This window comes from Enterobacter sp. 198, assembly GCF_009025585.1.
GTDB lineage: Bacteria > Pseudomonadota > Gammaproteobacteria > Enterobacterales > Enterobacteriaceae > Enterobacter > Enterobacter ludwigii.
On record NZ_WCIM01000029.1, the window covers coordinates 83,734 to 110,185 of the forward strand.

General features: G+C 56.7%; 27 protein-coding genes. 20 read left to right on the forward strand and 7 right to left on the reverse strand.

Annotated elements, in window-relative coordinates:
- The first annotated feature begins 5 nt into the window (after positions 1-5).
- Positions 6-1,223, forward strand: coding sequence for an MFS transporter (locus F8561_RS17635; RefSeq protein ID WP_151887732.1), 1,218 nt, complete (start codon positions 6-8; stop codon positions 1,221-1,223).
- Positions 1,224-1,227: 4 nt separating this feature from the next.
- On the opposite strand, the gene F8561_RS17640 is transcribed toward F8561_RS17635, so the two are convergent.
- Together F8561_RS17640 and F8561_RS17645 are read right to left on the reverse strand one after the other, a co-directional pair.
- Positions 1,228-1,785, reverse strand: coding sequence for a DcrB family lipoprotein (locus F8561_RS17640; protein ID WP_014172025.1), 558 nt, complete (start codon positions 1,783-1,785; stop codon positions 1,228-1,230).
- 72 nt (positions 1,786-1,857) lie between these two features.
- A complete protein-coding gene (locus F8561_RS17645) occupies positions 1,858-2,523 on the reverse strand; it encodes a 7-cyano-7-deazaguanine/7-aminomethyl-7-deazaguanine transporter (RefSeq protein WP_020884536.1) in 666 nt (221 codons plus the stop codon).
- 166 nt (positions 2,524-2,689) lie between these two features.
- Between F8561_RS17645 and tusA the strand changes: the two genes are divergently transcribed.
- The 4 genes from tusA to F8561_RS17665 all read left to right on the forward strand — a co-directional run bounded on the left by tusA (position 2,690) and on the right by F8561_RS17665 (position 5,913).
- Positions 2,690-2,932, forward strand: a complete 243-nt coding sequence (tusA, locus tag F8561_RS17650) for a sulfurtransferase TusA (RefSeq protein WP_108647725.1) — start codon at positions 2,690-2,692, stop codon at positions 2,930-2,932.
- Positions 2,933-3,123: 191 nt separating this feature from the next.
- Entirely contained in the window at positions 3,124-4,095 is a 972-nt protein-coding gene (locus F8561_RS17655; RefSeq protein ID WP_014172022.1) for a TRAP transporter substrate-binding protein, read from the forward strand.
- An 11-nt stretch (positions 4,096-4,106) separates the two neighbouring features.
- Positions 4,107-4,616: a TRAP transporter small permease gene (locus F8561_RS17660; protein ID WP_014172021.1), complete on the forward strand. Its 510-nt coding sequence runs from the start codon at positions 4,107-4,109 to the stop codon at positions 4,614-4,616.
- A 10-nt stretch (positions 4,617-4,626) separates the two neighbouring features.
- Positions 4,627-5,913 (forward strand): TRAP transporter large permease, encoded by a 1,287-nt coding sequence (locus F8561_RS17665; RefSeq protein ID WP_014172020.1) that lies wholly within the window; start codon positions 4,627-4,629, stop codon positions 5,911-5,913.
- A 42-nt stretch (positions 5,914-5,955) separates the two neighbouring features.
- On the opposite strand, the gene zntA is transcribed toward F8561_RS17665, so the two are convergent.
- Both zntA and F8561_RS17675 read right to left on the reverse strand, forming a co-directional pair.
- Positions 5,956-8,142: a Zn(II)/Cd(II)/Pb(II) translocating P-type ATPase ZntA gene (gene zntA, locus F8561_RS17670; RefSeq protein ID WP_032680132.1), complete on the reverse strand. Its 2,187-nt coding sequence runs from the start codon at positions 8,140-8,142 to the stop codon at positions 5,956-5,958.
- A gap of 76 nt (positions 8,143-8,218) precedes the next feature.
- Positions 8,219-8,845, reverse strand: coding sequence for a lysoplasmalogenase (locus tag F8561_RS17675; protein WP_014172018.1), 627 nt, complete (start codon positions 8,843-8,845; stop codon positions 8,219-8,221).
- Between the two features lie 129 nt (positions 8,846-8,974).
- On the opposite strand from F8561_RS17675, the gene F8561_RS17680 reads away from it, so the two are divergent.
- Complete coding sequence (locus F8561_RS17680; protein ID WP_014172017.1) at positions 8,975-9,334, forward strand: DUF2500 domain-containing protein; 360 nt, start codon at positions 8,975-8,977, stop codon at positions 9,332-9,334.
- A 47-nt stretch (positions 9,335-9,381) separates the two neighbouring features.
- Here the strand turns inward: F8561_RS17680 and F8561_RS17685 are convergent, their stop codons facing one another.
- Positions 9,382-9,663, reverse strand: coding sequence for a DUF1145 family protein (locus tag F8561_RS17685; RefSeq protein WP_014172016.1), 282 nt, complete (start codon positions 9,661-9,663; stop codon positions 9,382-9,384).
- Entirely contained in the window at positions 9,647-10,249 is a 603-nt protein-coding gene (rsmD, locus tag F8561_RS17690; protein WP_020884541.1) for a 16S rRNA (guanine(966)-N(2))-methyltransferase, read from the reverse strand. The genes F8561_RS17685 and rsmD overlap by 17 nt, the downstream gene beginning before the upstream one ends.
- Before the next feature lie 127 nt (positions 10,250-10,376).
- Here rsmD and ftsY point away from each other — a divergent pair, with 127 nt between their 5' ends.
- From ftsY to livJ, 6 genes are all read left to right on the forward strand, one after another.
- Complete coding sequence (gene ftsY / locus F8561_RS17695) at positions 10,377-11,843, forward strand: signal recognition particle-docking protein FtsY (protein WP_151887733.1); 1,467 nt, start codon at positions 10,377-10,379, stop codon at positions 11,841-11,843.
- A gap of 2 nt (positions 11,844-11,845) precedes the next feature.
- Entirely contained in the window at positions 11,846-12,511 is a 666-nt protein-coding gene (ftsE, locus tag F8561_RS17700) for a cell division ATP-binding protein FtsE (protein WP_014172013.1), read from the forward strand.
- Positions 12,504-13,559 carry a permease-like cell division protein FtsX gene (gene ftsX / locus F8561_RS17705; RefSeq protein WP_014172012.1) on the forward strand — a complete coding sequence of 352 codons (1,056 nt, stop codon included), beginning with the start codon at positions 12,504-12,506 and terminating at the stop codon, positions 13,557-13,559. Before ftsE ends, ftsX begins: the two co-directional genes overlap by 8 nt.
- Before the next feature lie 251 nt (positions 13,560-13,810).
- Complete coding sequence (gene rpoH, locus F8561_RS17710) at positions 13,811-14,668, forward strand: RNA polymerase sigma factor RpoH (RefSeq protein ID WP_014172011.1); 858 nt, start codon at positions 13,811-13,813, stop codon at positions 14,666-14,668.
- 135 nt (positions 14,669-14,803) lie between these two features.
- The gene (locus F8561_RS17715) at positions 14,804-16,069 is read left to right on the forward strand and encodes a 4-aminobutyrate--2-oxoglutarate transaminase (RefSeq protein ID WP_151887734.1); all 1,266 of its coding nucleotides are present in this window, start codon (positions 14,804-14,806) and stop codon (positions 16,067-16,069) included.
- A 196-nt stretch (positions 16,070-16,265) separates the two neighbouring features.
- Positions 16,266-17,366, forward strand: coding sequence for a branched chain amino acid ABC transporter substrate-binding protein LivJ (gene livJ, locus F8561_RS17720; RefSeq protein WP_074148115.1), 1,101 nt, complete (start codon positions 16,266-16,268; stop codon positions 17,364-17,366).
- Positions 17,367-17,452: 86 nt separating this feature from the next.
- Here the strand turns inward: livJ and panM are convergent, their stop codons facing one another.
- Positions 17,453-17,845 carry an aspartate 1-decarboxylase autocleavage activator PanM gene (panM, locus tag F8561_RS17725; protein ID WP_020884545.1) on the reverse strand — a complete coding sequence of 131 codons (393 nt, stop codon included), beginning with the start codon at positions 17,843-17,845 and terminating at the stop codon, positions 17,453-17,455.
- A 424-nt stretch (positions 17,846-18,269) separates the two neighbouring features.
- On the opposite strand from panM, the gene livK reads away from it, so the two are divergent.
- The 8 genes from livK (at position 18,270) to ugpE (ending at position 26,452) form a co-directional block, all read left to right on the forward strand.
- Positions 18,270-19,379: a high-affinity branched-chain amino acid ABC transporter substrate-binding protein LivK gene (gene livK / locus F8561_RS17735; protein ID WP_151887735.1), complete on the forward strand. Its 1,110-nt coding sequence runs from the start codon at positions 18,270-18,272 to the stop codon at positions 19,377-19,379.
- Positions 19,380-19,425: 46 nt separating this feature from the next.
- The gene (livH, locus tag F8561_RS17740; protein WP_020884547.1) at positions 19,426-20,352 is read left to right on the forward strand and encodes a high-affinity branched-chain amino acid ABC transporter permease LivH; all 927 of its coding nucleotides are present in this window, start codon (positions 19,426-19,428) and stop codon (positions 20,350-20,352) included.
- A complete protein-coding gene (locus F8561_RS17745; RefSeq protein WP_151887736.1) occupies positions 20,349-21,626 on the forward strand; it encodes a high-affinity branched-chain amino acid ABC transporter permease LivM in 1,278 nt (425 codons plus the stop codon). The genes livH and F8561_RS17745 overlap by 4 nt, the downstream gene beginning before the upstream one ends.
- Positions 21,623-22,390: a high-affinity branched-chain amino acid ABC transporter ATP-binding protein LivG gene (livG, locus tag F8561_RS17750; protein ID WP_151887737.1), complete on the forward strand. Its 768-nt coding sequence runs from the start codon at positions 21,623-21,625 to the stop codon at positions 22,388-22,390. The genes F8561_RS17745 and livG overlap by 4 nt, the downstream gene beginning before the upstream one ends.
- A gap of 1 nt (position 22,391) precedes the next feature.
- Positions 22,392-23,105, forward strand: a complete 714-nt coding sequence (livF, locus tag F8561_RS17755) for a high-affinity branched-chain amino acid ABC transporter ATP-binding protein LivF (RefSeq protein ID WP_020884549.1) — start codon at positions 22,392-22,394, stop codon at positions 23,103-23,105.
- Between the two features lie 227 nt (positions 23,106-23,332).
- Positions 23,333-24,649: a sn-glycerol-3-phosphate ABC transporter substrate-binding protein UgpB gene (gene ugpB, locus F8561_RS17760; RefSeq protein ID WP_032679132.1), complete on the forward strand. Its 1,317-nt coding sequence runs from the start codon at positions 23,333-23,335 to the stop codon at positions 24,647-24,649.
- Between the two features lie 73 nt (positions 24,650-24,722).
- Complete coding sequence (gene ugpA, locus F8561_RS17765; RefSeq protein ID WP_014171998.1) at positions 24,723-25,610, forward strand: sn-glycerol-3-phosphate ABC transporter permease UgpA; 888 nt, start codon at positions 24,723-24,725, stop codon at positions 25,608-25,610.
- Complete coding sequence (gene ugpE / locus F8561_RS17770) at positions 25,607-26,452, forward strand: sn-glycerol-3-phosphate ABC transporter permease UgpE (protein WP_014171997.1); 846 nt, start codon at positions 25,607-25,609, stop codon at positions 26,450-26,452. The genes ugpA and ugpE overlap by 4 nt, the downstream gene beginning before the upstream one ends.

Consider the following 26,452-nt stretch of genomic DNA (forward strand, 5'->3'; position numbering starts at 1 on the left):
ACCCCATGCCAGAGCATGCCGCCGAACCGGCGCTGAGCGGATTGCGCCTCAATCTGCGCATTGTTTCCGTTGTGATTTTTAACTTCGCCAGTTATCTGACGATTGGCCTGCCGCTGGCGGTGTTGCCGGGCTATGTCCATGACGTCATGGGTTTTAGCGCATTCTGGGCGGGGCTGGTCATCAGCCTGCAGTATTTCGCCACGCTCCTGAGCCGCCCGCATGCCGGGCGCTATGCGGATCTGTTTGGGCCAAAGCGCATCGTCATTGTGGGGCTCTGCGGCTGTTTTCTGAGTGGTCTGGGCTACCTGCTGGCCGCTACCACCAGCCACTGGCCGCTGGTCAGCCTGGCGCTGCTCTGTCTGGGGCGAGTGATTCTGGGTATCGGACAAAGTCTGGCGGGTACCGGTTCGACGCTGTGGGGCGCGGGTGTGGTGGGTGCGTCCCATATTGGCCGGGTGATCTCCTGGAACGGTATCGTCACTTACGGCGCAATGGCGCTGGGCGCACCGCTGGGGGTGATTTGTTATGCCTATGGCGGGCTATCCGGGCTGGCTATCACCATTATGGTCGTCGCGCTGCTCGCGATTCTGTTTGCCCTGCCGCGCCCGAAGGTGAAGGCCAGCAAAGGCAAGCCACTGCCGTTCAGGGCGGTGTTAGGGCGCGTCTGGCCTTATGGTATGGCGCTGGCGCTGGCAACCACCGGCTTCGGCGTGATCGCCACGTTCATCACTCTCTTCTATGACGCCAAAGGCTGGGACGGCGCAGCCTTTGCCCTGACGCTGTTTAGCTGTGCGTTTGTCGGCGCGCGTTTGCTCTTCCCGAACGGTATCAACCGTCTGGGGGGACTGAATGTGGCGTTGATCTGCTTTGCGGTAGAGATTGTCGGGCTGGTGCTGACCGGGATTGCCACCGCACCGTGGATGGCGAAAATGGGCGTTTTCCTCGCCGGCGCTGGCTTTTCGCTGGTCTTCCCGGCACTCGGCGTGGTCGCGGTAAAAGCCGTGCCGCAGCAGAACCAGGGGTCGGCGCTGGCGACCTACACGGTGTTTATGGACATGTCGCTGGGCATTACCGGGCCGCTGGCGGGGCTGGTGATGGCGTGGGCAGGGGTTCCGGTAATCTATCTTGCCGCGGCGGGTCTGGTGGTTATCGCATTGATGCTGACATGGCGGCTAAAAAAATGGCCCCCGGTGCAGGCACCGGAGGCCACGTCATCATCGTGAAGAATTACTGGATCACGATGGTGTTAATGATGTTTTCAGCAGCTGTCTGCGCTTTCTGCTGATTTTCCGCCGGCAGAGTGATCTGCAGGGTCAGCAGTTTGTTATCGACCTTGCCAAGCACCACGGAAGAGTAAGCGGTCTGGCCTTTTGCTGAAATGATGCTGTCCAGCTGTTGCAGCGTGTGGCCTTTCAGTTCGATAGATTTATTGGTCACGACCTGCAGCTGCGGATCGCGGCTGCGCTGCTGATCTTCCAGACGTTTGGTCATGACGGCCAGGTCTTCGCTGGTGTCGTCGCCCACAATCACAATAACGGCTTTCTGCCCGGTTGCATCGGAGTAAACGTGCATATTGTTCGCCTGGGTACCCAGCTTGCCGCTCTGGTCAGTCATATCTGCCGGCAGAGAGAAACTGAGTTTACCGTCCAGCAGACTCACCGGCTGACCGGTGGCGTTGCTCTCTGCAGACGCGCCCTGAGCAGGCGTTTTCGTGTCGCTGTTATCACAGGCTGCAAGGCCCACAACCAGCAGGCCAATCCCGACATATTTAACCAGATTGCGCATTAACTTCTTCCTTTCGATAAACGGCCATAACGGCTGATTGGCTCATCTTATCACAACTGATAAAGCGAACCCTTAACCAGCCTGCAATGCTGTGATTTCAGATTTATCTGCGAGTCTTTTCAGCAGCATATTCAGCAGGACGCCGTACATCGGCAGGAAGAACACAATGCTGATAAGCACCTTGAAGCAGTAGTCCACAAGGGCGATTTCCATCCAGTGCTGGGCCATAAATGCGTCCGGGCTACGCCAGAATGCGATAAAGAAGAAGGCCAGCGTGTCGCTGACGTTGCCGAACAGCGTGGACGCCGTGGGTGCCATCCACCAGCGATGATTTTGACGCAGGCGGTTAAACACGTGAACGTCGAGGATCTGCCCCAGCGCGTAGGCCATAAAGCTGGCGGAGGCGATACGGGCGACAAACAGGTTGAAGTGCGTTAATGCCTCGAACCCCTGCCAGCTTCCCATATAAAACAGGGAAGAGATCACGTACGAAATGAACAGCGCCGGCAGCATGACCGCAAAAATAATGCGGCGAGCCAGCGGTGCGCCGAAAATACGCACGGTCAAATCAGTGGCGAGAAAAATAAACGGGAAACTGAACGCGCCCCACGTGGTATGAAAACCAAAGATGGAGATCGGGAGTTGCACCAGATAGTTGCTGGAGGTAATCACCAGCAAATGAAAAAGCGAAAGCCAGAACAACGCTTTAACGCGCTGCGAATCAGAAAACTGCATCATGTTGTAACCTTTTTATACGTTGGGGTGAGGGAACCCAATAAAAACCGCAGCATGATACTGCTTTGGCCGGACATTGCAATGGTTAGTTTTTACGCAATCGTTAACCTGGTTGCATTGCCGACGATGGGGCGTAAACTACAGCCGTTTTTACCTGACCGAGAAGAACATGACCGATCTGTTTTCCAGCCCAGACCACACCCTTGATGCTCAGGGCCTTCGCTGCCCGGAGCCGGTAATGATGGTACGTAAAACCGTGCGCAACATGCAGACCGGTGAGACGCTGCTGATCATCGCCGACGACCCCGCCACCACCCGCGACATTCCCGGTTTTTGTACCTTTATGGAACATGAGCTGGTGGCACAGCAGACCGAAATGCTGCCGTACCGGTATGTGATCCGCAAGGGGTAAATGCGGCCTGATGGCCTCACCCCGACCCTCTCCCACCGGGAGAGGGAGAAAACTTTTCTAAACCATCGTTTCAAAATTTCACGCTTTTGTGAGGCGCTTCACCTCCGCTTTTCCGGCCGTAGTCTAGTTTTTAAGCGTACAAAAATAAAACACTGTTTTAACGCTTATCTCACTACCCTGGAGTTGACCCGATGAAAACGACCCTCAAGCCGTTACTGGCCGCCCTGTGCCTCTCCGCTTTTGCCTGCTCTGTCGCTGCGCAAACCATCAAAGCCGCCGATGTGCACCCTGAAGGCTACCCGAACGTGGTGGCGGTTCAGCAAATGGGTGAAAAACTCAAACAACAAACCGACGGCAAGCTGGAGATTAAGGTCTTCCCCGGCGGCGTGCTGGGGGATGAAAAACAGATGATTGAGCAGGCGCAGATGGGGGCGATCGATATGATCCGCGTCTCGATGGCGCCGGTGGCGGCCATCCTGCCCGATATCGAAGTCTTCACACTGCCCTACGTTTTCCGCGATGAAGACCACATGCACAAAGTGATCGACGGGGATATCGGCAAGCAAATTGGCGATAAGCTGACCGCCAACCCGAAATCACGACTGGTGTTCCTCGGCTGGATGGACTCCGGCACCCGCAACCTGATCACCAAAGATCCGATTGTTAAACCCGACGATCTGAAAGGGAAGAAAATCCGCGTACAGGGCAGTCCGGTGGCGCTGGCGACGCTGAAAGATATGGGCGCTAACGCGGTGGCAATGGGGGTGAGCGAAGTTTACAGCGGGATGCAAACCGGCGTGATTGACGGCGCGGAGAATAATCCACCGACCTATGTCGCGCATAACTATATGCCGGTCGCCAAAAACTACACCCTCAGCGGCCACTTTATCACCCCGGAAATGCTGCTCTATTCAAAAGTGAAGTGGGACAAACTCAGCGCCGACGAGCAGAAAAAGATCCTGACCCTGGCCCGTGAAGCCCAGTTTGAACAACGTAAGTTGTGGGAAGCCTATAACGCCCAGGCGCTGGAAAAAATGAAGGCTGGCGGGGTGCAGTTCCACGAGATCGACAAAACGGTATTTATCAAAGCCACAGAGCCGGTGCGCGCCCAGTATGGCGAAAAGCATCAGGATCTGATGAAAGCCATCGCTGACGTCAAGTAACCGGAGTACGTATGTCCGAACTCTATCTGAAGTGGATGGACCGTCTCTACCTGCTGGCGATGGCCGTGGCGGGCATCTCGCTGCTGGTGATGACGATTGTGATCCCCATCGGCATCTTTTCGCGCTATGTGCTTAACCGCGGTGAATCCTGGCCGGAGCCGGTTGCCATCATCTGCATGGTGACCTTCACCTTTATCGGCGCGGCGGTCAGCTACCGTGCCGGTTCGCACATTGCGGTGAATATGCTCACCGACCGGCTGCCCGGGCCGTTAAAAACCGTCTGCGCACGGGCCGTTGATCTGCTGATGCTGCTGATCGCTGGCCTGATGTTCTGGTACAGCTACTGGCTGTGCGTCGAACTCTGGGAGCAACCGGTCGCCGAATTTCCGGTCCTGACCTCCGGCGAGAGCTATCTGCCGCTGCCGGTGGGCTCTGCCGTTCTGATCCTGTTTGTGATTGAGCGCCTGCTGTTTGGCTCGCAGGAAAACCGTCCCGTCGTGCTGATCGGCAACCACAGTTAAGGGGTGAACAATGGATGCATTCGTTTTGTTATTCACCCTCGCCATTTTGCTGGCGCTGGGGATGCCGGTGGCCTTTGCCGTCGGGCTAAGCGCCGTCGCGGGCGCGTTGTGGATAGATTTACCCCTCGAGGCGCTGATGATTCAGATAACCAGCGGGGTGAATAAATTCACGCTGCTGGCGATCCCCTTCTTTATTCTCGCGGGTGCGATTATGGCGGAAGGGGGGATTGCCCGACGGCTGGTCAATTTCGCCTACGTGTTTGTTGGCTTTATTCGCGGTGGGCTGTCGCTGGTGAATATTGTGGCCTCCACGTTCTTCGGCGCGATTTCCGGCTCGTCGGTGGCGGATACGGCCTCCATTGGCAGCGTAATGATCCCGGAGATGGAGAAGAAGGGCTATCCACGCGATTATGCGGCGGCGGTGACCGCCAGCGGATCGGTACAGGCGATTTTGATCCCGCCCAGCCACAACTCGGTAATTTATTCCCTCGCGGCAGGCGGAACGGTCTCTATCGCGACGCTGTTTATCGCGGGGGTGCTGCCAGGGCTGCTGCTCGGCGTAAGCCTGATGGCAATGTGTCTGGGCTTTGCCCGCAAACGTGGCTACCCGAAAGGGGAAAAAATTCCCTTTAAGCAGGCGCTGAAAATCACGCTGGACGCGCTGTGGGGGCTGATGACTGTAGTGATTATTCTCGGCGGGATACTGTCCGGGATATTTACCGCAACGGAATCCGCTGCTGTGGCCTGTCTGTGGGCGTTCTTTGTCACCATGTTTATCTACCGGGACTACAAATGGAACGAGCTGCCGAAGCTGATGTGCAGGACGGTGAAAACCGTCACCATCGTGATGATACTGATTGGCTTTGCGGCGGCGTTTGGCGCGGTGATGACCTACATGCAGCTCCCGAGCCGTATCACCGAGTTCTTCACCTCGCTCTCCGATAACAAGTACGTGATCCTGATGTATCTCAACATCATGCTGCTGCTGATCGGCACGTTAATGGACATGGCGCCGATCATCCTGATCCTGACGCCAGTGCTGTTGCCGGTGACCAATTCGCTGGGCATCGATCCGGTGCATTTTGGGATGATCATGATGGTGAACCTGGGGATCGGGCTGATTACGCCGCCGGTCGGTTCGGTGCTGTTTGTGGCGAGCGCGGTAAGTAAACAGAAAATCGAGCATGTGGTTCGCGCCATGCTGCCGTTTTACGGCATGCTGCTGGTGGTGCTGGCGATGGTGACGTACATCCCGGCCATCTCGCTGTGGCTGCCGCGCGTGTTAGGGATGCAGTGACGCCGTTTTCCGCCCTCTCCCGGTGGGAGAGGGCATCTCGTGTTATTGTCGACGTAATAAGCGGAGCGCGTTCGCCGTCACCAGTACCGTCGCGCCGGTATCCGCCAGTACCGCCAGCCACAGGCCGGTTATACCGAGCAGCGTGGTGACCAGGAAAATCCCCTTCAGGCCCAGCGCAATCCCGATGTTCTGACGGATATTGGCCCGCGTGGCGCGCGCCAGAGCAATCATCTGCGCCAGCCCGGTCAGGCGGTTATGGGTGAGCGCCGCGTCGGCGGTTTCCAGCGCCACGTCGGTGCCGCTGCCCATTGCAATGCCAATGGTGGCGGCTTTCATCGCCGGGGCATCGTTGATGCCGTCACCCACCATTGCCAGCGGTGCATGGTTGTTCAGTTCCGTTACAGCGCGCACTTTATCCGCAGGCAATAACCCGGCTTTAAACGCCAGCCCCAGCTCACCGGCAATCGCTGCCGCGGCTCGCGGGTTATCCCCGGTGAGGATCACCCCCTGCACGCCCAGTTGATGCAGCGCGGCGACGGCGTCTTTTGCATCGTCACGCAGGGTATCACGCAGTGCCAGCATCCCTATCGCCACGCCGTTTTGCACTACCATCACCACGGTTTGCCCGGCCTGTTCCAGCGCCTGGACTGGCTGGCTCAGCCCGGCCGCCGGAAACGTATTCGCGGCAACGATCAGGACGTTATTCCCTTCAACGTCGGCTTCAATCCCGGACCCGACCAGCGCCCGCTGTGCGGTGGCGGCAGGGATGTCCAGCCCACGCGACTGCGCCTCGCGGACTATTGCCTGTGCCAGCGGGTGGGTGGAGCCTTGTTCGACGGCAGCGGCCAGGGCGAGCAGCGTATTTTCACTGACCTCCTGAGGATAAATGCCCGTGACCTGCGGTTTACCCACCGTCAGCGTACCGGTTTTATCGAAGGCGATATGTTGTACCTGGCTCAGTTGCTCCAGCGCCGCACCGCCTTTAATCAGCGCTCCACGACGCGCCGCGGCCGCCAGACCGGAGGTAATGGCCGCCGGCGTGGAGATCACCAGCGCGCACGGGCAACCAATCAGCAGCAACGTCAGACCCTTATAAACCCAGCCCCCCCAGGCTGCGCCCAGGAACAGCGGTGGAATAATTGTCACCAGCAGGGCGACCAGCATGATGGCGGGGGTGTAGATCCGGCTGAAGCGATCGATAAAGCGCTCAACGGGTGCGCGACGCTCCTCGGCCTCTTCAATCAGCTTCAGGATGCGGTCGATGGCGCTCTCACCCGGTCCGGAGAGAACCGTGAGTTGCACCAGACGATCGACGCTGGTGGCGCCTGCAGGCACTTTCTCGCCCGCTGAGCGTTCAACCGGAATCGACTCGCCGGTGAGGGCACTTTCATCGAAACTCGCCGTGGCGGTAAGCAGCTCACCGTCCGCAGGCAGACGCCCGCCAGCGGCGACCTCAATCACATCACCCGGGCGCAGCGTGTTAATAGCCACCGTCTGGCGTTCGCTGCCCGTCACCCGCGTTGCGGTTTCCGGTTTCAGCGCCATCAGCGCGCTGACCCCTTTCCGTGCCCGACTCGCCGCCCAGCCCTCAAGGCGCTCGCCAATTAAGAACAGCAGCAGCACCATGGCCGCTTCCGCCGTCGCGCCAATAAACAACGCGCCGATCGCCGCCACGCTCATCAGCGTTTCGATGGCGAACCAGCTTCCGCTTTTCATCAGCCGCACGGCCTGACGGGCAATCGGGAACAGTCCGACAAGCGTCGTGGCGATGAACGCCAGGTTACCGAACGGGTGGTTAAACTGCTCCAGACCCCAGCTCAGGGCCATCATGATGACAAGGGTGATAATGGGCAGGTTTTCTCGCAGGGCTGACGTCTTTTCGACAGGTGCGGTTTCGCTGCGCAGGCTGTAACCGGCCTTACTGACGGCGGCTTCAACCAGCGTGCTGATGTCATTATCGGCGCTGACCAGCAGCTTCTCGGTGGCGAAAAGGACCTGGACGTGGCTGACGCCCGGGACCTGTTTTACCGCGTTTTCGACTTTACGGGCGCAGGCCGCGCAGTCCATACCGTTGACCACCCAGCTGTAGCGGTTTGCGTTTTCCGGGAGCGGCGGCGTGTTTTGCGTTTCGCATGCGCCGTCGCAGCAGCAGTCGTCCTTCGCGGGAACGGGGCTGAGCTTAAGTGCCGAGAATTGTGGAACTTTTTTAGGTGTTTCTGGAGTCGACATGGCAGTCTCCGGTAATGATAATTTTCTCATTAACCGCAGCATACACTCTGGAGTCGACTCCAGAGTCAAGGCTTATTTAGATATACAGTGAACGCACAATCAGGAAGTGCCCGGCAAAGTAGCAGGCGGCGGCAATCGCGTTATCCGCACGGAAGCGGCGACGATAGTGGCTGCCCAGCCAGACGATATTCCCGAGTAACAGCAGCGTGGCACCAAAGAACGCGGACATTGCCGGTGCCGTCGGACGGAAGAACCACAGTTCACCCGCCAGCCATACCATCACCAGCGTCATGGCGATAAACGTGCAGACAGGCAAGCGCATCTCTTCCAGACGCGTCCAGATCACCGCGATCAGCAGCGCGCCAATGACCAGCAGCACCAGCGGCAGCGGCCAGAAGAAGGAGAGCGTCATCTGGCTGGCGAAGTAAATGGTATAAAGCAAATGCGACAGGAAAAATGCCCCAACGGCATACAGCAGGCGCTGTCGCGGCAGCAGGGTTAAGGCATCACCAATCAGGGACGCACACAGACCGGCAAGAACCAGATAGCTGACGGCGTTAAACATGGGCGCTTGCCAGGCAAGCAGCAGGAGTAACAACAGCGTGACGGGTTTAAACAACCATCGCTGCCAGGCAGGGCCGCGATAGGATGCATCGACGTAAAGCCATGCGGAAAAACAGACAGCGATAAATGACCAAAGCATATTAACTCCCTGTAACTGTTGAGTCTGAATAATCAGTTTCTTATTCAGTGTAGTGATGGGGGCAGGCGTTTGGCAATGCCGGGGAAGGCAAGGTATCCTGAATTCCGTATAATCTGATGGGATTTTTGAATGAGCAAGATGCCGCTTTTTTTCGTTATCGTGGTGGCGATTATCGTCATTGCCGCCTCCTTTCGTTTCGTGCAGCAGCGCCGTGAGAAGGCGGACAACGATGCCGCGCCGTTGATGCAAAAACGCGTGGTGGTAAGCAATAAACGCGAGAAAGCCCTCAATGACCGACGCTCGCGCCAGCAGCAGGTTACGCCGGCGGGAGCCACCATGCGCTATGAAGCGAGCTTTAAGCCGGAAACCGGCGGGCTGGAGATGACCTACCGTCTTGAGGCGCAGCAGTACCATCAACTGACGGTGGGAGAAAAAGGGATGCTGAGTTACAAAGGGTCGCGGTTTGAAGGGTTTACGCCAGATCGGTAATGTTCCCTCTCCCGCAGGGAGAGGGGTAGGCTGAGGCTTGAGGCGCCTTACTTCTTCGCCTGGGCCTTAAATTTCTTCATCCACACCAGCAGTTCAAATACGCCAAAAATAAACACGCGCAGCTGCTGCCAGCCGGTCATCTGCGGACCGTCTTTTGGCAGGCCGTTTTTCAGCATCACCATCTGCAGGGCGTGCATGAAGGTGGTAAAGATAAAGGCCACGTTCACAAAGATGTTCATCGGGCGCGGGAACGGGTGCACCAGATTGAGGAGCAGAAATGCCCAGACGCCCAGCATCAACAAACGTCCCACATTAATCAGTACTGGCATTGGATTCTCCTTGTGCCTGACGGTGATACAGACGATAAGCGACCTGACCTGCCACTTTTTCTCGGTGCAGATCCCAGTGTACCGGGACCGGCGGTAAACCATTTTCGACTTCGCTTTCGACGTAGATTAACGCGTCATCCGCCAGCCAGCCGTTGTTTTCCAGCAGGGATAATGTCTCTTCCAGCAGCCCCTTGCGGAACGGCGGGTCGACAAAAACCACGTTGTGCGGCGTGCCCTTTTGCGCGAGGAAGCTCAGTGTGTTGGTATTCACTACTTTGGCGTTGGTCGCTTTCAGCGTTGCCAGATTTTGCTGCAACGTCTGCGCAACGCCGCGCTCCATTTCCAGCAGCGTGGCGCTGGCGGCATAGCGCGACAGCGCCTCCAGACCCAGCGCGCCGCTGCCCGCGAAGCAGTCCAGGCAGTGGGCATCCACCATTGAGGGGGCCAGCCAGTTAAACAGCGTTTCGCGTACGCGGTCCGTGGTTGGGCGTAGTCCGGGGCTATCCGGCACCGGTAATTTCCGGCCTCGCCACTGGCCGCCGATAATACGAATTTGACCGGCTGGGGCGCGGTTGGGTTTCTTCATCTCTGGAAAGCTCTGTTAACAATTGGCCTGCGATTGCGGGCGGTGATGTCAATTAAGTAAAGTGTTAGACTATTTCATCATTTTTTTAGCTTCCATGTATATAGCGCCGCGAGGAGTGTAGTCGCAGATGGCAAAACAAAAAAAACGTGGCTTCTTTTCCTGGCTGGGCTTCGGTGAAAAAGAGCAAGAAACAGAGCAGAAAACCGAAGAACAACAAGCCGTTGAAGAGCAGTCTCAGCCTGAAACGCCGGTAGAAACTGCCGCCGTTGTCGACGCGGAAGAGCACGCGCACAGCAAAGAAGAGACCGAAGCCTTTGCTGAAGAGGTGGTGGAAGTTACCGAACAGGTTCAGGAAAGCGAGAAGCCAGAACCCGTTGTGGTAGAAGACGTTATCGATACGCCGCAGGCGATTATCGAGCATGAAACGTTGCCACTGCCGGAAGAGGTGAAAACCGAAGAGGTTTCAGCGCAGGAGTGGCAGGCCGAGGCAGAAACCGTCGAAATTGTTGAGGCGGTGGAAGAAGAAGCACAAGACGAGCCAGCGCTTACCGACGAAGAGCTGGAAGCCCAGGCGCTGGCGGCAGACGCGGCGGAAGAAGCGGTTATCGTCGTGCCGGTGGAAGCGCAACCAGAGCAGGGTGAAGAGGTTGCTCAGGAGCAGGAAAAACCCACCAAAGAAGGTTTCTTCGCCCGCCTGAAGCGTAGCCTGCTCAAAACCAAAGAAAACTTAGGTTCCGGATTTATCAGTCTGTTCCGCGGCAAGAAGATCGACGACGATCTCTTTGAAGAGCTGGAAGAGCAACTGCTGATCGCCGACGTTGGGGTGGAAACAACCCGTAAGATCATCGCCAGTCTGACCGAAGGGGCGAGCCGCAAGGAGCTGCGTGACGCCGAAGCGCTGTACGGTCTGCTGAAAGACGAGATGGGCGAAATCCTCGCAAAAGTTGACGAACCGCTTAATATTGAAGGCAAAACGCCATTTGTTATTCTGATGGTTGGCGTGAACGGTGTGGGGAAAACCACCACCATCGGCAAGCTGGCGCGACAGTTTGAGCAGCAGGGCAAATCGGTAATGCTGGCGGCAGGTGATACCTTCCGTGCGGCGGCGGTTGAGCAGCTGCAGGTCTGGGGCCAGCGTAACAACATCCCGGTGATTGCGCAGCATACCGGTGCGGATTCCGCCTCCGTTATCTTTGACGCTATCCAGGCGGCGAAGTCGCGTAACGTGGATGTGCTGATTGCCGATACCGCAGGGCGTTTGCAGAACAAAGCGCACCTGATGGAAGAGTTGAAGAAAATCGTCCGTGTCATGAAGAAGCTGGACGAAGAGGCACCGCATGAAATTATGCTGACCATTGATGCCAGCACCGGACAGAACGCCATCAGCCAGGCGAAGCTGTTCCATGAAGCGGTAGGGCTGACCGGGATCACGCTGACCAAACTGGACGGCACCGCGAAAGGCGGGGTGATCTTCTCCGTGGCCGATCAGTTCAATATTCCTATCCGTTACATCGGTGTGGGCGAGCGTATTGAGGATTTACGTCCGTTTAAAGCGGACGACTTTATTGAGGCACTATTTGCCCGAGAGGACTAACAATGATTCGCTTTGAACACGTCAGCAAGGCCTATCTCGGTGGGAGACAAGCGCTGCAGGGGGTGACATTCCACCTGCAGCCAGGCGAGATGGCATTCCTGACCGGCCATTCCGGCGCGGGGAAAAGTACCCTGCTCAAGCTTATCTGTGGGATCGAGCGGCCGAGCGCCGGGAAAATCTGGTTCAGCGGCCATGATATTAGCCGTCTGAAAAACCGTGAGGTGCCGTTCCTGCGTCGTCAGATTGGCATGATTTTCCAGGACCACCACCTGCTGATGGATCGCACCGTTTTCGATAACGTGGCCATTCCGCTGATTATTGCCGGTGCCAGCTATGATGATATCCGTCGTCGCGTCTCTGCGGCGCTGGATAAAGTCGGGCTGCTGGACAAAGCGAAGAACTTCCCGATCCAGCTGTCTGGCGGTGAACAGCAGCGTGTGGGGATTGCCCGTGCGGTGGTGAACAAACCTGCGGTACTGCTGGCGGATGAACCGACCGGTAACCTGGACGACGCCCTGTCAGAAGGGATTTTGCGTCTGTTTGAGGAATTTAACCGCGTTGGGGTGACGGTATTGATGGCAACGCACGACATCGGGCTGATTTCCCGTCGTTCGTACCGCATGCTGACCCTGAGCGACGGTCATTTGCACGGAGGCCTCGGTGAATAAGCGTGATGCAATAAACCAGATTCGGCAGTTCGGAAACCGGTTTGACCGCTTCCGTAAGCCGCAGGGCGGCGGTGACGGCAATCGTAATGCGCCAAAGCGTGCGAAAGCGGCGCCTAAGCCGAACTCCCGCAAAACCAACGTGTTCAACGAGCAGGTGCGTTATGCGTTCCACGGTGCGTTGCAGGACCTGAAAAGCAAACCGCTGGCGACGTTCCTGACGGTGATGGTGATTGCCATCTCCCTGACGCTGCCAAGCGTCTGCTACATGGTCTATAAAAACGTTAACCAGGCGGCGTCGCAGTACTATCCTTCTCCGCAGATCACGGTCTATCTGGATAAGGCGCTCGACGATAACGCAGCGGCGCAGGTTGTGGGGCAAATCCAGGCCGAACAGGGCGTAGAGAAAGTGAATTATCTCTCTCGTGAAGAAGCCCTGGGTGAGTTCCGTAACTGGTCAGGCTTTGGCGGTGCGCTGGACATGCTTGAAGAGAACCCCCTCCCGGCCGTGGCGGTGGTGATCCCGAAACTCGATTTCCAGGGGACCGATTCGCTCAACACCCTGCGTGACCGCATCACCCGTATCAACGGGATTGATGAAGTGCGCATGGATGACAGCTGGTTTGCGCGTCTTGCTGCGCTGACCGGGCTGGTAGGGCGCGTGGCGGCGATGATTGGTGTGCTGATGGTGGCGGCGGTCTTCCTCGTCATCGGTAACAGCGTACGCCTGAGCATTTTCGCGCGTCGCGACACCATCAACGTGCAGAAACTGATTGGTGCGACGGATGGCTTCATCCTGCGTCCGTTCCTGTACGGCGGCGCATTGCTCGGTTTTTCCGGCGCATTTCTTTCACTGATATTGTCAGAAATTTTGGTGATGCGGCTGTCCTCTGCCGTAACCGAAGTGGCGCAGGTTTTCGGAACGAAGTTTGATATCAGCGGCTTAGGGTTCGATGAGTGCCTGTTACTGCTGCTGGTGTGCTCGATGATCGGCTGGGTGGCAGCATGGCTGGCAACCGTGCAACATTTACGTCACTTTACTCCCGACTAATAAAAGCGTGATATAATCTTTCCCTGCACCGAGATGTTCGCTCTGCAGGGAAAGCGTCCCTGTTGTCTCTTCCCCTGTTATCATCTCCATGTCACAATTTGTGCGTAATTTATTCACCGTTGCACCTGGAACTTGTGGATAAAATCACTGTCTGATAAAAGAGTGAATGCTAATCTCGTGGCTCAAACGCTTTGGCATGGTTGTTGCCTGATGGGGACAGCCTGGACCAGAAGAAACATTGAGAGGAATGAATGACCAAAGAAATGCAAACTTTAGCTTTAGCCCCTGTTGGTAACCTGGAATCTTATATCCGGGCTGCGAACACCTGGCCGATGTTAACGGCCGAGGAAGAAAAGGAGCTTGCTGAAAAGCTGCATTACCAGGGCGATCTGGAAGCAGCGAAAAAGCTGATCCTGTCTCACCTGCGCTTTGTTGTTCACATTGCTCGTAATTATGCGGGCTATGGCCTGCCGCAGGCGGACTTGATTCAGGAAGGTAACATCGGTCTGATGAAGGCTGTACGTCGCTTCAACCCGGAAGTGGGTGTGCGACTGGTCTCCTTCGCCGTGCACTGGATCAAAGCAGAAATTCATGAATACGTGCTGCGCAACTGGCGTATCGTGAAAGTCGCCACGACAAAAGCGCAACGTAAACTGTTCTTCAACCTGCGTAAAACCAAGCAGCGTCTGGGCTGGTTCAATCAGGATGAAGTTGAAATGGTGGCGCGCGAGCTGGGCGTATCCAGCAAAGACGTGCGTGAGATGGAATCCCGTATGGCCGCGCAGGACATGACCTTCGATATGTCCTCCGACGACGACGGCTCTGACAGCCAGCCAATGGCACCGGTTCTGTATCTGCAGGATAAAACCTCTAACTTTGCTGACGGCATTGAAGAGGATAACTGGGAAGATCAGGCCGCGAACAAGCTGACTTCAGCAATGGAAGGCCTCGACGAACGTAGCCAGGATATTATCCGCGCCCGCTGGCTGGACGAAGACAACAAGTCCACGCTGCAGGAGCTGGCCGATCGCTACGGCGTCTCCGCTGAACGTGTGCGTCAGCTTGAAAAGAACGCCATGAAAAAACTTCGCGCCGCTATCGAAGCGTAATTTCCGCGATGTTCCCGATAACCCTCGAATGCAAATTCGGGGGTTTTGTTTTTTTATCTCCCGCTCTGGCGAATTCCCTCCCCCTGGCAAACACTTACAGATGCGCTAAGCAGGTGACTTTCTCAGGGGGACAGGGTGAAAAACAGTGAACTGAATGACCGGCGTTTGCAGGCGACGCCGCGCGGTATCGGCGTGATGTGTAACTTCTACGCCGATAAAGCCGAAAATGCCACGGTGTGGGACGTCGAGGGTAACGAGTATATCGACTTCGCCGCCGGGATTGCGGTGCTGAATACCGGCCATCGGCATCCAAAAGTTATTGCCGCCATCGAAAAACAACTCCACGCATTTACCCATACGGCATATCAGATTGTCCCGTACGAAGGCTATGTGGCGCTTGCCGAGCGCATCAACCAACGTGTACCTGTTGATGGGCCTGCCAAAACGGCTTTCTTCTCTACGGGAGCAGAGGCGGTCGAAAACGCGGTAAAAATTGCCCGCGCGTATACCCGTCGTCCTGGCCTGATCGCCTTTGGCGGTGCCTTCCACGGCCGTACCTTTATGACGATGGCGTTGACGGGGAAAGTGGCGCCGTACAAACTCGGTTTCGGTCCGTTTCCCGGATCGGTTTATCACGCACACTATCCAAATGATCTGTACGGCGTCAGCACGGCAGAAGCGTTAAAAAGCCTCGAACGCATCTTCAAAGCCGACATTGCGCCGGACCAGGTGGCGGCCCTTATCCTGGAACCGGTTCAGGGGGAGGGGGGATTCAACATTGCCCCCGCCGATTTTATGCAGGCCCTGCGCGAACTGTGCGATACGCACGGAATTTTGCTGATTGCCGACGAAGTGCAAAGTGGCTTTGCGCGAACCGGCAAGCTGTTCTCGATGGAACACCATTGCGTGAAGCCGGATCTGATCACCATGGCGAAAAGCCTGGCCGGCGGGATGCCGCTCTCGGCGGTCTCTGGCCGGGCGGAGGTGATGGATGCCCCCGCACCTGGCGGGCTGGGTGGGACTTACGCCGGCAACCCGCTGGCGATTGCCGCAGCCCATGCCGTGCTGGATGTGATTGATGAAGAGGATCTCTGCACGCGCGCGGCGCATCTTGGCCATCATCTGGTGGAAGTGCTGAACAAAGCGAAGGGCGACTGTCCGTTTATTGCCGATATCCGTGCCCAGGGCTCAATGGTGGCGGTGGAGTTTAATGACCCGCAAACCGGGCTGCCGTCGCCGGAATTCACGCGTCAGGTCCAGGAGCGTGCGTTACAGGAAGGTCTATTGCTGCTGAGCTGCGGCGTGTACGGCAACGTTATCCGTTTCCTCTATCCGCTTACCATCCCCGAAGTTCAGTTCCGTAAAGCGCTGGATATTATCTCCGCGTCGCTGACACGTTAAAGCCCTGGCCCGGCGGTGATCCCTGCCGGGCTTATCATATATTCATTTCAAATTAGCTATTCCAAAATCATAAAAATGGGGTATGTTTTAGCAGAGTATGCTGAAAAAGCGCGACTGTCATACCTATAACTGAAATAAAACGCTACACAACAACATCACGACAATCGTAATAACCATAATAATGGGGAATCTCAGGATGAATATGAAGGGTAAAGCGTTACTGGCAGGATGTATTGCGTTGGCATTCAGCACGATGGCACAGGCCGATATTAAAGTGGCTGTCGTGGGCGCGATGTCCGGTCCGGTAGCACAGTACGGCGACCAGGAATTTACCGGCGCAGAACAGGCGGTTGCAGACATTAATGCTAAGGGCGGCATCAAGGGCGAAAAACTGCAGATCGTAAAATATGATGATGCCTGTGACCCGAAACAAGCGGTTGCCGTGGCGAACAAAGTGGTGAACGACGGGATCAAATACGTTATCGGCCACCTGTGCTCCTCTTCCACGCAGCCCGCGTCTGATATCTACGAAGACGAAGGCATTCTGATGATCACCCCGGCTGCAACGGCGCCGGAGCTGACCGCACGTGGCTATAAGCTGACCCTGCGTACCACCGGTCTGGATTCAGACCAGGGTCCAACCGCGGCAAAATACATTCTGGACAACGTGAAGCCGAAGCGTATCGCGATTGTTCACGACAAACAGCAGTATGGTGAAGGTCTGGCGCGTGCCGTGCAGGATGGTCTGAAGAAAGGCAATGCCAATGTGGTCTTCTTCGACGGTATCACCGCCGGTGAGAAAGACTTCTCCACTCTGGTGGCACGTCTGAAGAAAGAGAATATTGATTTCGTTTACTACGGTGGCTATCACCCTGAAATGGGCCAGATCCTGCGTCAGGCACGTGCGGCCGGCCTGAAAACCCAGTTTATGGGCCCGGAAGGGGTTGCGAACGTTTCCCTGTCTAACATCGCCGGTGAGTCTGCTGAAGGCCTGCTGGTGACCAAACCGAAGAACTACGACCAGGTGCCTGCGAACAAACCGATCGTAGATGCCATCAAGGCGAAGAAACAGGATCCAAGCGGCGCGTTCGTCTGGACCACCTACGCTGCGCTGCAGTCTCTGCAGGCGGGTCTGAACCAGTCAGCCGATCCGGCTGAGATTGCCACCTGGCTGAAAGCCCACTCTGTCGATACCGTGATGGGTCCGCTTTCCTGGGATGCGAAGGGCGATCTGAAAGGCTTCGAGTTCGGCGTGTTTGACTGGCATGCTAACGGAACGGCGACCGACGCCAAATAAAAGCAAACGGCAACCTTTCGGTTGCCGTTTTAGTATTTGCACCCTCTCCTGTGGGAGAGGGTCGGGGTGAGGGCATCAGGCGGCATTCAGCAAACCTGACGTTTCTCCCACCCGTTCTCCTGCGCCGTAAACCCTAACGCCTGCATAAACGCCGCCATCACGCCGCGGTCTTCCACGCCCACGTCGGCCATCCACCAGGAGGTGACGTTCGGGTTTTCACGGATTATCTCTTCAATTAAATACTGCCCCACACCGCGACGACGGGTCACGTCACGTACGCGCAGTGAGTCCAGCGCCCCTTCGGTGCCGCTCAGGGTCACGCGAACCGCGGCGAGCAGACGCTCGTTAAAGCGCGCGGCGTAGATGCGGTGTGTCTCATCGACACGGAGCGATGAAGGGGAATATTCCGGCCAGATCTTGCCCAGGTCGATATGATCCTGGTCGCTAAAGGTCACCAGACGCACGATAGTCAGTTTCATTAGCTGCTTGTCCAAATCAAATTGAGTAGAGGCAGTGTACTCAATTTATTCCCTCAGCGGCTTCCTCTTTTTATTACGGCTCACCAGGTGATTAGTTTTTTGGCAGCGCAAAGGGCAGTTTGAAAACACATGGATCGAAAAATAAGCAGAATTTTAACCTGAATGGCAGTGAATTATTCGGCGCTTTGTGCCGTTATTTTATGCTGCAAACTGCAATTTTATTTGTTTATCTCTGCCCTATTTCAGAATATTATCTTTGCTTAATCGCCTGAAAAATAGAGATTTTAGTCTGGTTTTTATGAAAAAACTGCGCTAAACCATTAAAGGCGCTGGTAAAAATAGCGTTGTGCATTAAAAGTACAGAATGCTTTTTAACCATAATAAAACAAAATATATACACGACATCACGAATGGGGATTCAGAGATGAAAAGGAACGCGAAGACGTTACTCGCGGGGATGGTTGCATTGGCGATTTCGCATGCAGCCATGGCGGAAGATATTAAGGTTGCTGTAGTGGGTGCGATGTCCGGTCCTGTTGCCCAGTGGGGGGACATGGAGTTCAACGGTGCTCGCCAGGCAATCAAAGACATCAACGCCAAAGGCGGCATCAAAGGCGACAAGCTGGTTGGCGTGGAATATGACGACGCCTGCGATCCCAAACAGGCCGTCGCGGTCGCTAACAAAATCGTGAATGACGGCATCCAGTACGTGATTGGCCACCTGTGCTCGTCGTCCACCCAGCCTGCATCTGATATCTACGAAGACGAAGGCATTCTTATGATTACCCCGGGCGCAACCAACCCTGAACTGACTCAGCGCGGTTATCAGCACATCATGCGTACTGCCGGTCTGGACTCGTCTCAGGGACCAACCGCCGCCCGATACATCCTCGACACCGTCAAGCCGACGCGCATCGCCATTATTCATGACAAACAGCAGTACGGCGAAGGCCTGGCGCGCTCCGTTCAGGACGGGCTGAAAAAAGGCGGCGCGAATATCGTCTTCTTTGATGGCATCACCGCTGGCGAGAAAGATTTCTCCGCGCTGATCGCCCGCCTGCAAAAAGAGAATATCGATTTTGTTTACTACGGCGGCTACTACCCGGAAATGGGGCAGATGCTGCGTCAGGCGCGTTCGGTCGGGCTGAAAACCCAGTTTATGGGGCCAGAAGGCGTCGGTAACGCCTCCCTGTCGAACATCGCCGGGGACGCAGGCGAAGGCATGCTGGTGACGATGCCAAAACGCTATGACCAGGATCCTGCGAACAAGGCTATCGTAGACGCGCTCAAGGCGCAGAAGAAAGATCCAAGTGGTCCGTATGTCTGGATCACCTACGCGGCGGTGCAGTCTCTGGCAACCGCGCTGGATCGCACCGGCAGCAAAGAACCGCTGGCTCTGGTGAAAGATTTAAAAGCACACGGGGCGAACACCGTGATTGGGCCGCTGAACTGGGATGAGAAAGGCGATCTGAAGGGATTTGAGTTTGGTGTCTTTAAGTGGCACGCCGACGGTTCGTCCTCGGTCGCCAAATAATTATCCCACCGCCCGGACCGCCGGGCGGGTATAAAAAGGTTTGCATATGTCCGAGCAGTTTCTCTATTTCCTGCAGCAGATGTTTAACGGCGTCACGCTGGGAAGCACCTACGCGCTGATCGCCATCGGCTACACGATGGTTTACGGCATTATCGGCATGATTAACTTCGCCCACGGCGAGGTCTATATGATCGGTAGCTATGTCTCCTTTATGATTATCGCCGCCCTGATGATGATGGGTATCGACAGCAGCTGGCTGCTGGTCGCCGCCGGGTTTGTCGGCGCGATTGTGATTGCCAGCGCCTATGGCTGGAGCATTGAACGCGTGGCGTACCGGCCGGTGCGTAGCTCCAAACGCCTGATTGCGCTGATCTCCGCCATCGGGATGTCGATCTTCCTGCAAAACTACGTCAGCCTGACGGAAGGCTCGCGCGACGTGGCGCTGCCAAGCCTGTTCAACGGTCAGTGGGTGGTCGGTGCCAGCGAGAACTTCTCTGCCTCTATCACCACCATGCAGCTGGTGATCTGGGTGGTGACCTTCGTTGCGATGCTCGCCCTGACGGTCTTTATCCGCTACTCGCGTATGGGACGCGCCTGCCGTGCCTGCGCAGAAGATCTGAAGATGGCGAGCCTGCTTGGCATCAACACCGACCGCGTTATCGCCCTGACCTTTGTGATTGGGGCAGCGATGGCGGCGGTCGCGGGTGTCCTGCTGGGGCAGTTCTACGGCGTCATCAACCCGTACATCGGCTTTATGGCCGGGATGAAAGCTTTCACCGCGGCGGTCCTGGGCGGTATCGGCAGTATTCCTGGCGCGATGATTGGCGGCCTGATCCTGGGCGTGGCCGAAGCGCTCTCCTCCGCGTATCTGAGTACGGAATATAAAGATGTGGTGTCGTTTGCCCTGCTGATTCTGGTTCTGCTGGTAATGCCTACCGGTATTCTGGGTCGTCCGGAGGTAGAGAAAGTATGAAACCGATGCATTTCGCAATGGCGCTCCTCTCTGCCGCCATGTTCTTCGTGCTGGCAGGCGTCTTTATGGGCGTCCAGTTAGAGCTGGACGGCACAAAACTGGTGGTGGATACCGCCGCCGACATTCGCTGGCAGTGGATATTCATTGGCACCGCGGTCGTGTTTCTGTTCCAGATGCTGCGTCCTGTGTTCCAGAAGACGCTGAAAAGTGTCTCCGGTCCGAAATTCGTTCTGCCGGCTCTCGACGGTTCAACCGTTAAGCAGAAGCTGTTCTTCGTGGCGCTGCTGGTGGCTGCGGTGGCGTGGCCGTTTGTGGTTTCTCGCGGTACGGTCGATATCGCGACCCTGACCATGATCTACGTGATCCTCGGTCTGGGCCTGAACGTGGTGGTGGGGCTGTCTGGCCTGCTGGTGCTGGGCTACGGTGGTTTCTACGCCATCGGGGCCTATACCTTCGCGCTGCTGAACCACTATTACGGTCTCGGCTTCTGGACCTGTCTGCCGCTGGCGGGCCTGGTCTCCGCCGCGGCGGGCTTCCTGCTGGGCTTCCCGGTCTTACGCCTGCGCGGTGACTATCTGGCGATTGTGACCTTAGGCTTCGGCGAAATCGTGCGTATCCTGCTGCTCAATAACACCGAAGTGACCGGCGGCCCGAACGGGATCAGCCAGATCCCGAAACCGACCTTCTTTGGTCTGGAATTCAGCCGTACGGCTCGCGAAGGGGGGGGGGATACCTTCAGCAACTTCTTCGGCGTGAAGTACGATCCGTCCGACCGGGTGATTTGGCTCTACCTGGTGGCGCTGCTGCTGGTGGTGCTTACCCTGTTCGTGATTAACCGTCTGCTGCGTATGCCGCTGGGCCGTGCGTGGGAAGCGCTGCGTGAAGATGAAATCGCCTGCCGTTCACTGGGCCTCAACCCGACCCGCATCAAGCTGACCGCGTTTACCATCAGCGCCGCGTTTGCCGGTTTTGCCGGTACGCTGTTTGCCGCGCGTCAGGGCTTTGTCAGCCCCGAATCGTTTACCTTTGCCGAATCTGCCTTTGTGCTGGCGATTGTGGTGCTCGGCGGTATGGGCTCGCAGTTTGCCGTTATCCTGGCGGCCATTCTGCTGGTGGTCTCCCGTGAGCTGATGCGTGACTTTAACGAATACAGCATGCTGATGCTGGGTGGTTTGATGGTGCTGATGATGATCTGGCGTCCGCAGGGCTTGCTGCCGATGACCCGTCCACAGCTGAAGCTGAAAAACGGGCAAGCGAAAGGAGAGCAGGCATGAGCCAGCCATTATTATCCGTTAACGGCCTGATGATGCGTTTTGGCGGCCTGCTGGCCGTCAACAACGTGAATCTGGATCTGCACAAGAAAGAGATTGTCTCCCTGATTGGCCCTAACGGCGCGGGGAAAACCACGGTCTTTAACTGCCTGACCGGTTTCTACAAGCCGACGGGTGGCACCATCAAGCTGCGCGACCAGCATCTGGAAGGGCTTCCGGGCCAGCAGATTGCCCGCATGGGGGTGGTGCGTACCTTCCAGCACGTGCGTCTGTTCCGCGAGATGACGGTGATAGAGAACCTGCTGGTGGCGAAACACCTGCAGCTCAAAACCGGTCTTTTCTCTGGCCTGCTGAAAACCCCGGCCTTCCGCCGTGCTCAGGATGAAGCGCTCGACCGCGCCGCCACCTGGCTCGACCGTATCGGCCTGCTGCAGCATGCGAACCGTCAGGCCAGCAACCTGGCCTACGGTGACCAGCGTCGTCTGGAGATCGTGCGCTGCATGGTGACGCAGCCAGAAATCCTGATGCTCGATGAACCGGCGGCAGGGCTTAACCCGAAAGAGACCAAAGAGCTGGACGAGTTGATTGCCGAACTGCGCGATCATCACGACACCACCATCCTGCTGATTGAGCATGATATGAAGCTGGTGATGGGCATTTCTGACCGTATCTACGTGGTGAACCAGGGCACGCCGCTGGCAAACGGGACGCCGGAAGAGATCCGCAACAACCCGGACGTGATCCGTGCATACCTGGGTGAGGCATAAGATGGAAAAAGCGATGTTAACGTTCGACAAGGTTAATGCTCACTACGGCAAGATACAGGCGCTGCACGACGTCAGCCTGCATATCAATCAGGGCGAAATCGTCACCCTGATTGGCGCGAACGGTGCGGGTAAAACCACGCTGCTCGGCACCCTGTGCGGCGACCCGCGCGCCACCAGCGGGCGGATTGTCTTTGATGGCAAAGATATTACCGACTGGCAAACCGCCAGAATCATGCGTGAAGCGGTAGCGATTGTCCCGGAAGGGCGTCGCGTCTTCTCACGCATGACGGTGGAAGAGAACCTTGCGATGGGCGGCTTCTTTGCTGACCGCGACCAGTACCAGTCCCGCATCAAATGGGTCTATGAGCTGTTTCCGCGTTTGTGGGAGCGCCGTATTCAGCGGGCCGGCACGATGTCCGGTGGTGAACAGCAGATGCTGGCGATTGGCCGCGCGCTGATGAGCCAGCCGCGTTTGCTGCTGCTGGATGAACCGTCGCTCGGTCTTGCGCCGATCATCATTCAGCAGATCTTCGACACCATCGAACAGCTGCGTAAAGAGGGGATGACCATCTTCCTCGTCGAGCAGAACGCCAACCAGGCGCTGAAGCTCGCCGACCGCGGCTACGTGCTGGAAAACGGCCACGTGGTGCTCTCCGATACCGGCGACGCGCTGCTGGCAAACGAAGCGGTGCGAAGCGCCTATCTCGGCGGCTAGATAAAAGCAAAAGCAAAAAGGCAACGTCAGTTGCCTTTTTTCATGCAGGGCACCAGACCGTACCGAACTTACCCCAACCGCCTTCACACAACCATCATCCGCCTGACGTCTTGTTGTCATCTCACTGTAAAGAAACAGTTATTTTTCTGTCATTCGAGCATGTCATGTTACCTCGCGAGCATAAAAACGCGTGATATCGCGCATCCGGCACAATAAGAGAGATGACAATGACATCGTTACGACACACAGCTTTGGGTCTGGCAATGGGGCTGACTTTTGCGGCGAACGCAATGGCTGTCACCACCATTCCGTTCTGGCATTCCATGGAAGGGGAGTTGGGTAAAGAAGTTGACTCCCTGGCGCAGCGTTTCAACGACACCCATCCGGATTACAAAATTGTGCCGGTGTACAAAGGTAACTACGAGCAGAGCCTGAGCGCGGGCATTGCCGCTTTCCGTACCGGTAATGCACCTGCGCTGCTTCAGGTTTACGAAGTCGGTACTGCGACCATGATGGCCTCTAAAGCCATTAAACCGGTCTACGAAGTGTTTAAAGACGCAGGTATCAACTTCGACGAATCGCAGTTCGTGCCGACCGTGGCGGGTTACTACACCGATTCCAAAACCGGTCATCTGCTGTCTCAGCCGTTTAACAGCTCCACGCCGGTGCTGTACTACAACAAAGACGCCTTCAAGAAAGCCGGTTTAGATCCGGAACAACCGCCAAAAACCTGGCAGGACCTGGCGGCGTACACCGCTAAGCTGAAAGCGGCGGGGATGAAGTGCGGCTACGCCAGCGGCTGGCAGGGCTGGATCCAGATTGAAAACTTCAGCGCCTGGCACGGCCTGCCGGTGGCCACCAAAAACAACGGCTTCGACGGCACCGACGCGGTACTGGAGTTCAACAAGCCAGAGCAGGTGAAGCACATCGCTCTGCTCGCCGATCTCAACAAGAAGGGCGATTTCAGCTACTTCGGGCGTAAAGACGAATCCACCGAGAAGTTCTACAACGGTGACTGTGCGATTACGACCGCCTCTTCCGGCTCTCTGGCGGATATCCGTCATTACGCAAAATTCAACTACGGCGTAGGCATGATGCCTTACGATGCTGACGTGAAAGGCGCACCGCAGAACGCCATCATCGGTGGGGCGAGCCTGTGGGTCATGCAGGGCAAAGACAAGGGCACCTACAAGGGCGTGGCTGAGTTCCTCGACTTCCTGGCGAAACCAGAGAATGCCGCCGAATGGCATCAGAAAACCGGCTACCTGCCTATCACCACGGCCGCGTATGACCTGACCCGCGAGCAGGGCTTCTACAGCAAAAACCCGGGCGCGGATATCGCGACGCGTCAGATGCTCAACAAGCCGCCATTGCCGTTCACCAAAGGCCTGCGTCTGGGGAATATGCCGCAGATCCGTACCATCGTAGATGAAGAGCTGGAAAGCGTGTGGACCGGGAAGAAAACCCCACAGCAGGCGCTGGATTCTGCGGTAGAGCGCGGTAATCAGCTGCTGCGCCGCTTTGAGCAATCAACAAAGTCTTAATCATTTTACCCTCATCCTGTCCCTCTCCCTGTGGGAAGGGCTGGGGTGAGGGCTACCTACGCTGAGCTAAACTATGTCCTCATCCCGTCCGGTGTTCCGTTCGCGCTGGCTGCCGTATTTGCTGGTCGCGCCGCAGCTGGTCATCACCGTTATCTTCTTTATCTGGCCTGCGGGCGAGGCGCTCTGGTACTCGGTACAAAGCGTCGATCCGTTTGGGCTTTCCAGCCAGTTTGTCGGGCTGGACAACTTTACCGCGCTGTTCCACGACAGCTATTACCTCGACGCCTTCTGGACGACCATGAAGTTCAGCGCGCTGGTCACTGTCAGCGGTCTTGTCGCATCGCTCTTTTTCGCGGCGCTGGTGGATTACGTGGTGCGCGGCAGCCGTCTGTATCAGACGCTGATGCTGCTACCTTACGCCGTGGCGCCTGCCGTCGCCGCCGTGCTGTGGATCTTCCTGTTTAACCCAGGGCGCGGGCTGATTACCCATTTCCTGGCGGAGTTCGGCTACGACTGGAACCACGCCCAGAACAGCGGTCAGGCGATGTTCCTGGTGGTCTTCGCGTCGGTGTGGAAACAGATCAGCTACAACTTCCTGTTCTTCTTTGCTGCGCTGCAGTCTATTCCGCGCTCGCTGGTTGAAGCCGCGGCGATTGATGGTGCAGGGCCGGTCCGTCGTTTCTTTAGGCTGTCACTGCCGCTGATTGCCCCGGTGAGTTTCTTCCTGCTGGTGGTCAACCTGGTTTACGCCTTCTTCGACACCTTCCCGGTGATCGACGCCGCCACGGCCGGTGGCCCGGTGCAGGCCACGACGACGCTTATCTATAAGATCTATCGCGAAGGCTTTGCCGGTCTGGATCTCTCGGCATCCGCCGCCCAGTCGGTCGTGCTGATGTTCCTCGTCATCCTTCTCACGGTAGTGCAGTTCCGTTATGTCGAAAGTAAGGTGCGCTACCAATGATCGAGAACCGTCGCGGGCTGACGATGTTCAGCCACACCATGCTGATTTTGGGCATCATCGTCATTCTGTTCCCGCTATATGTGGCCTTCGTTGCCGCCACGCTGGACACCAAAGCGGTGTTTGATACGCCGATGACGCTGATCCCAGGCGGGCATCTTTTCGAAAACATGAAAACCATCTGGACCCAGGGCGTGGGCGCTAACAGCGCACCATTCTGGCTGATGATGCTGAACAGCTTCATCATGGCGTTCGGTATTACGGTGGGCAAAATCACGGTGTCGATGCTCTCGGCCTTCGCCATCGTCTGGTTCCGCTTTCCCCTGCGTAACCTGTTCTTCTGGATGATCTTCATCACCCTGATGCTGCCGGTCGAAGTGCGTATCTTCCCGACGGTGGAAGTGATTGCCAACCTGAAGATGCTGGACAGCTACGCAGGTTTAACCCTGCCGCTGATGGCCTCGGCCACCGCCACCTTCCTGTTCCGCCAGTTCTTTATGACCCTGCCGGACGAGCTGATTGAGGCCGCGCGTATTGACGGAGCCTCGCCGATGCGCTTCTTCCGTGACATCGTGCTGCCGCTGTCGAAAACCAACCTTGCGGCGCTGTTTGTCATCACCTTTATCTACGGCTGGAACCAGTATCTATGGCCGCTGCTGATTATTCAGGACGTCAATCTTGGCACCGCCGTGGCGGGCATCAAAGGCATGATCGCCACCGGTGAAGGCACCACGCTCTGGAATCAGGTGATGGCGGCGATGCTGCTCACCCTTATCCCCCCGGTCGTTATCGTTTTAGCCATGCAACGTGCGTTCGTGCGTGGTTTAGTGGACAGTGAGAAATAA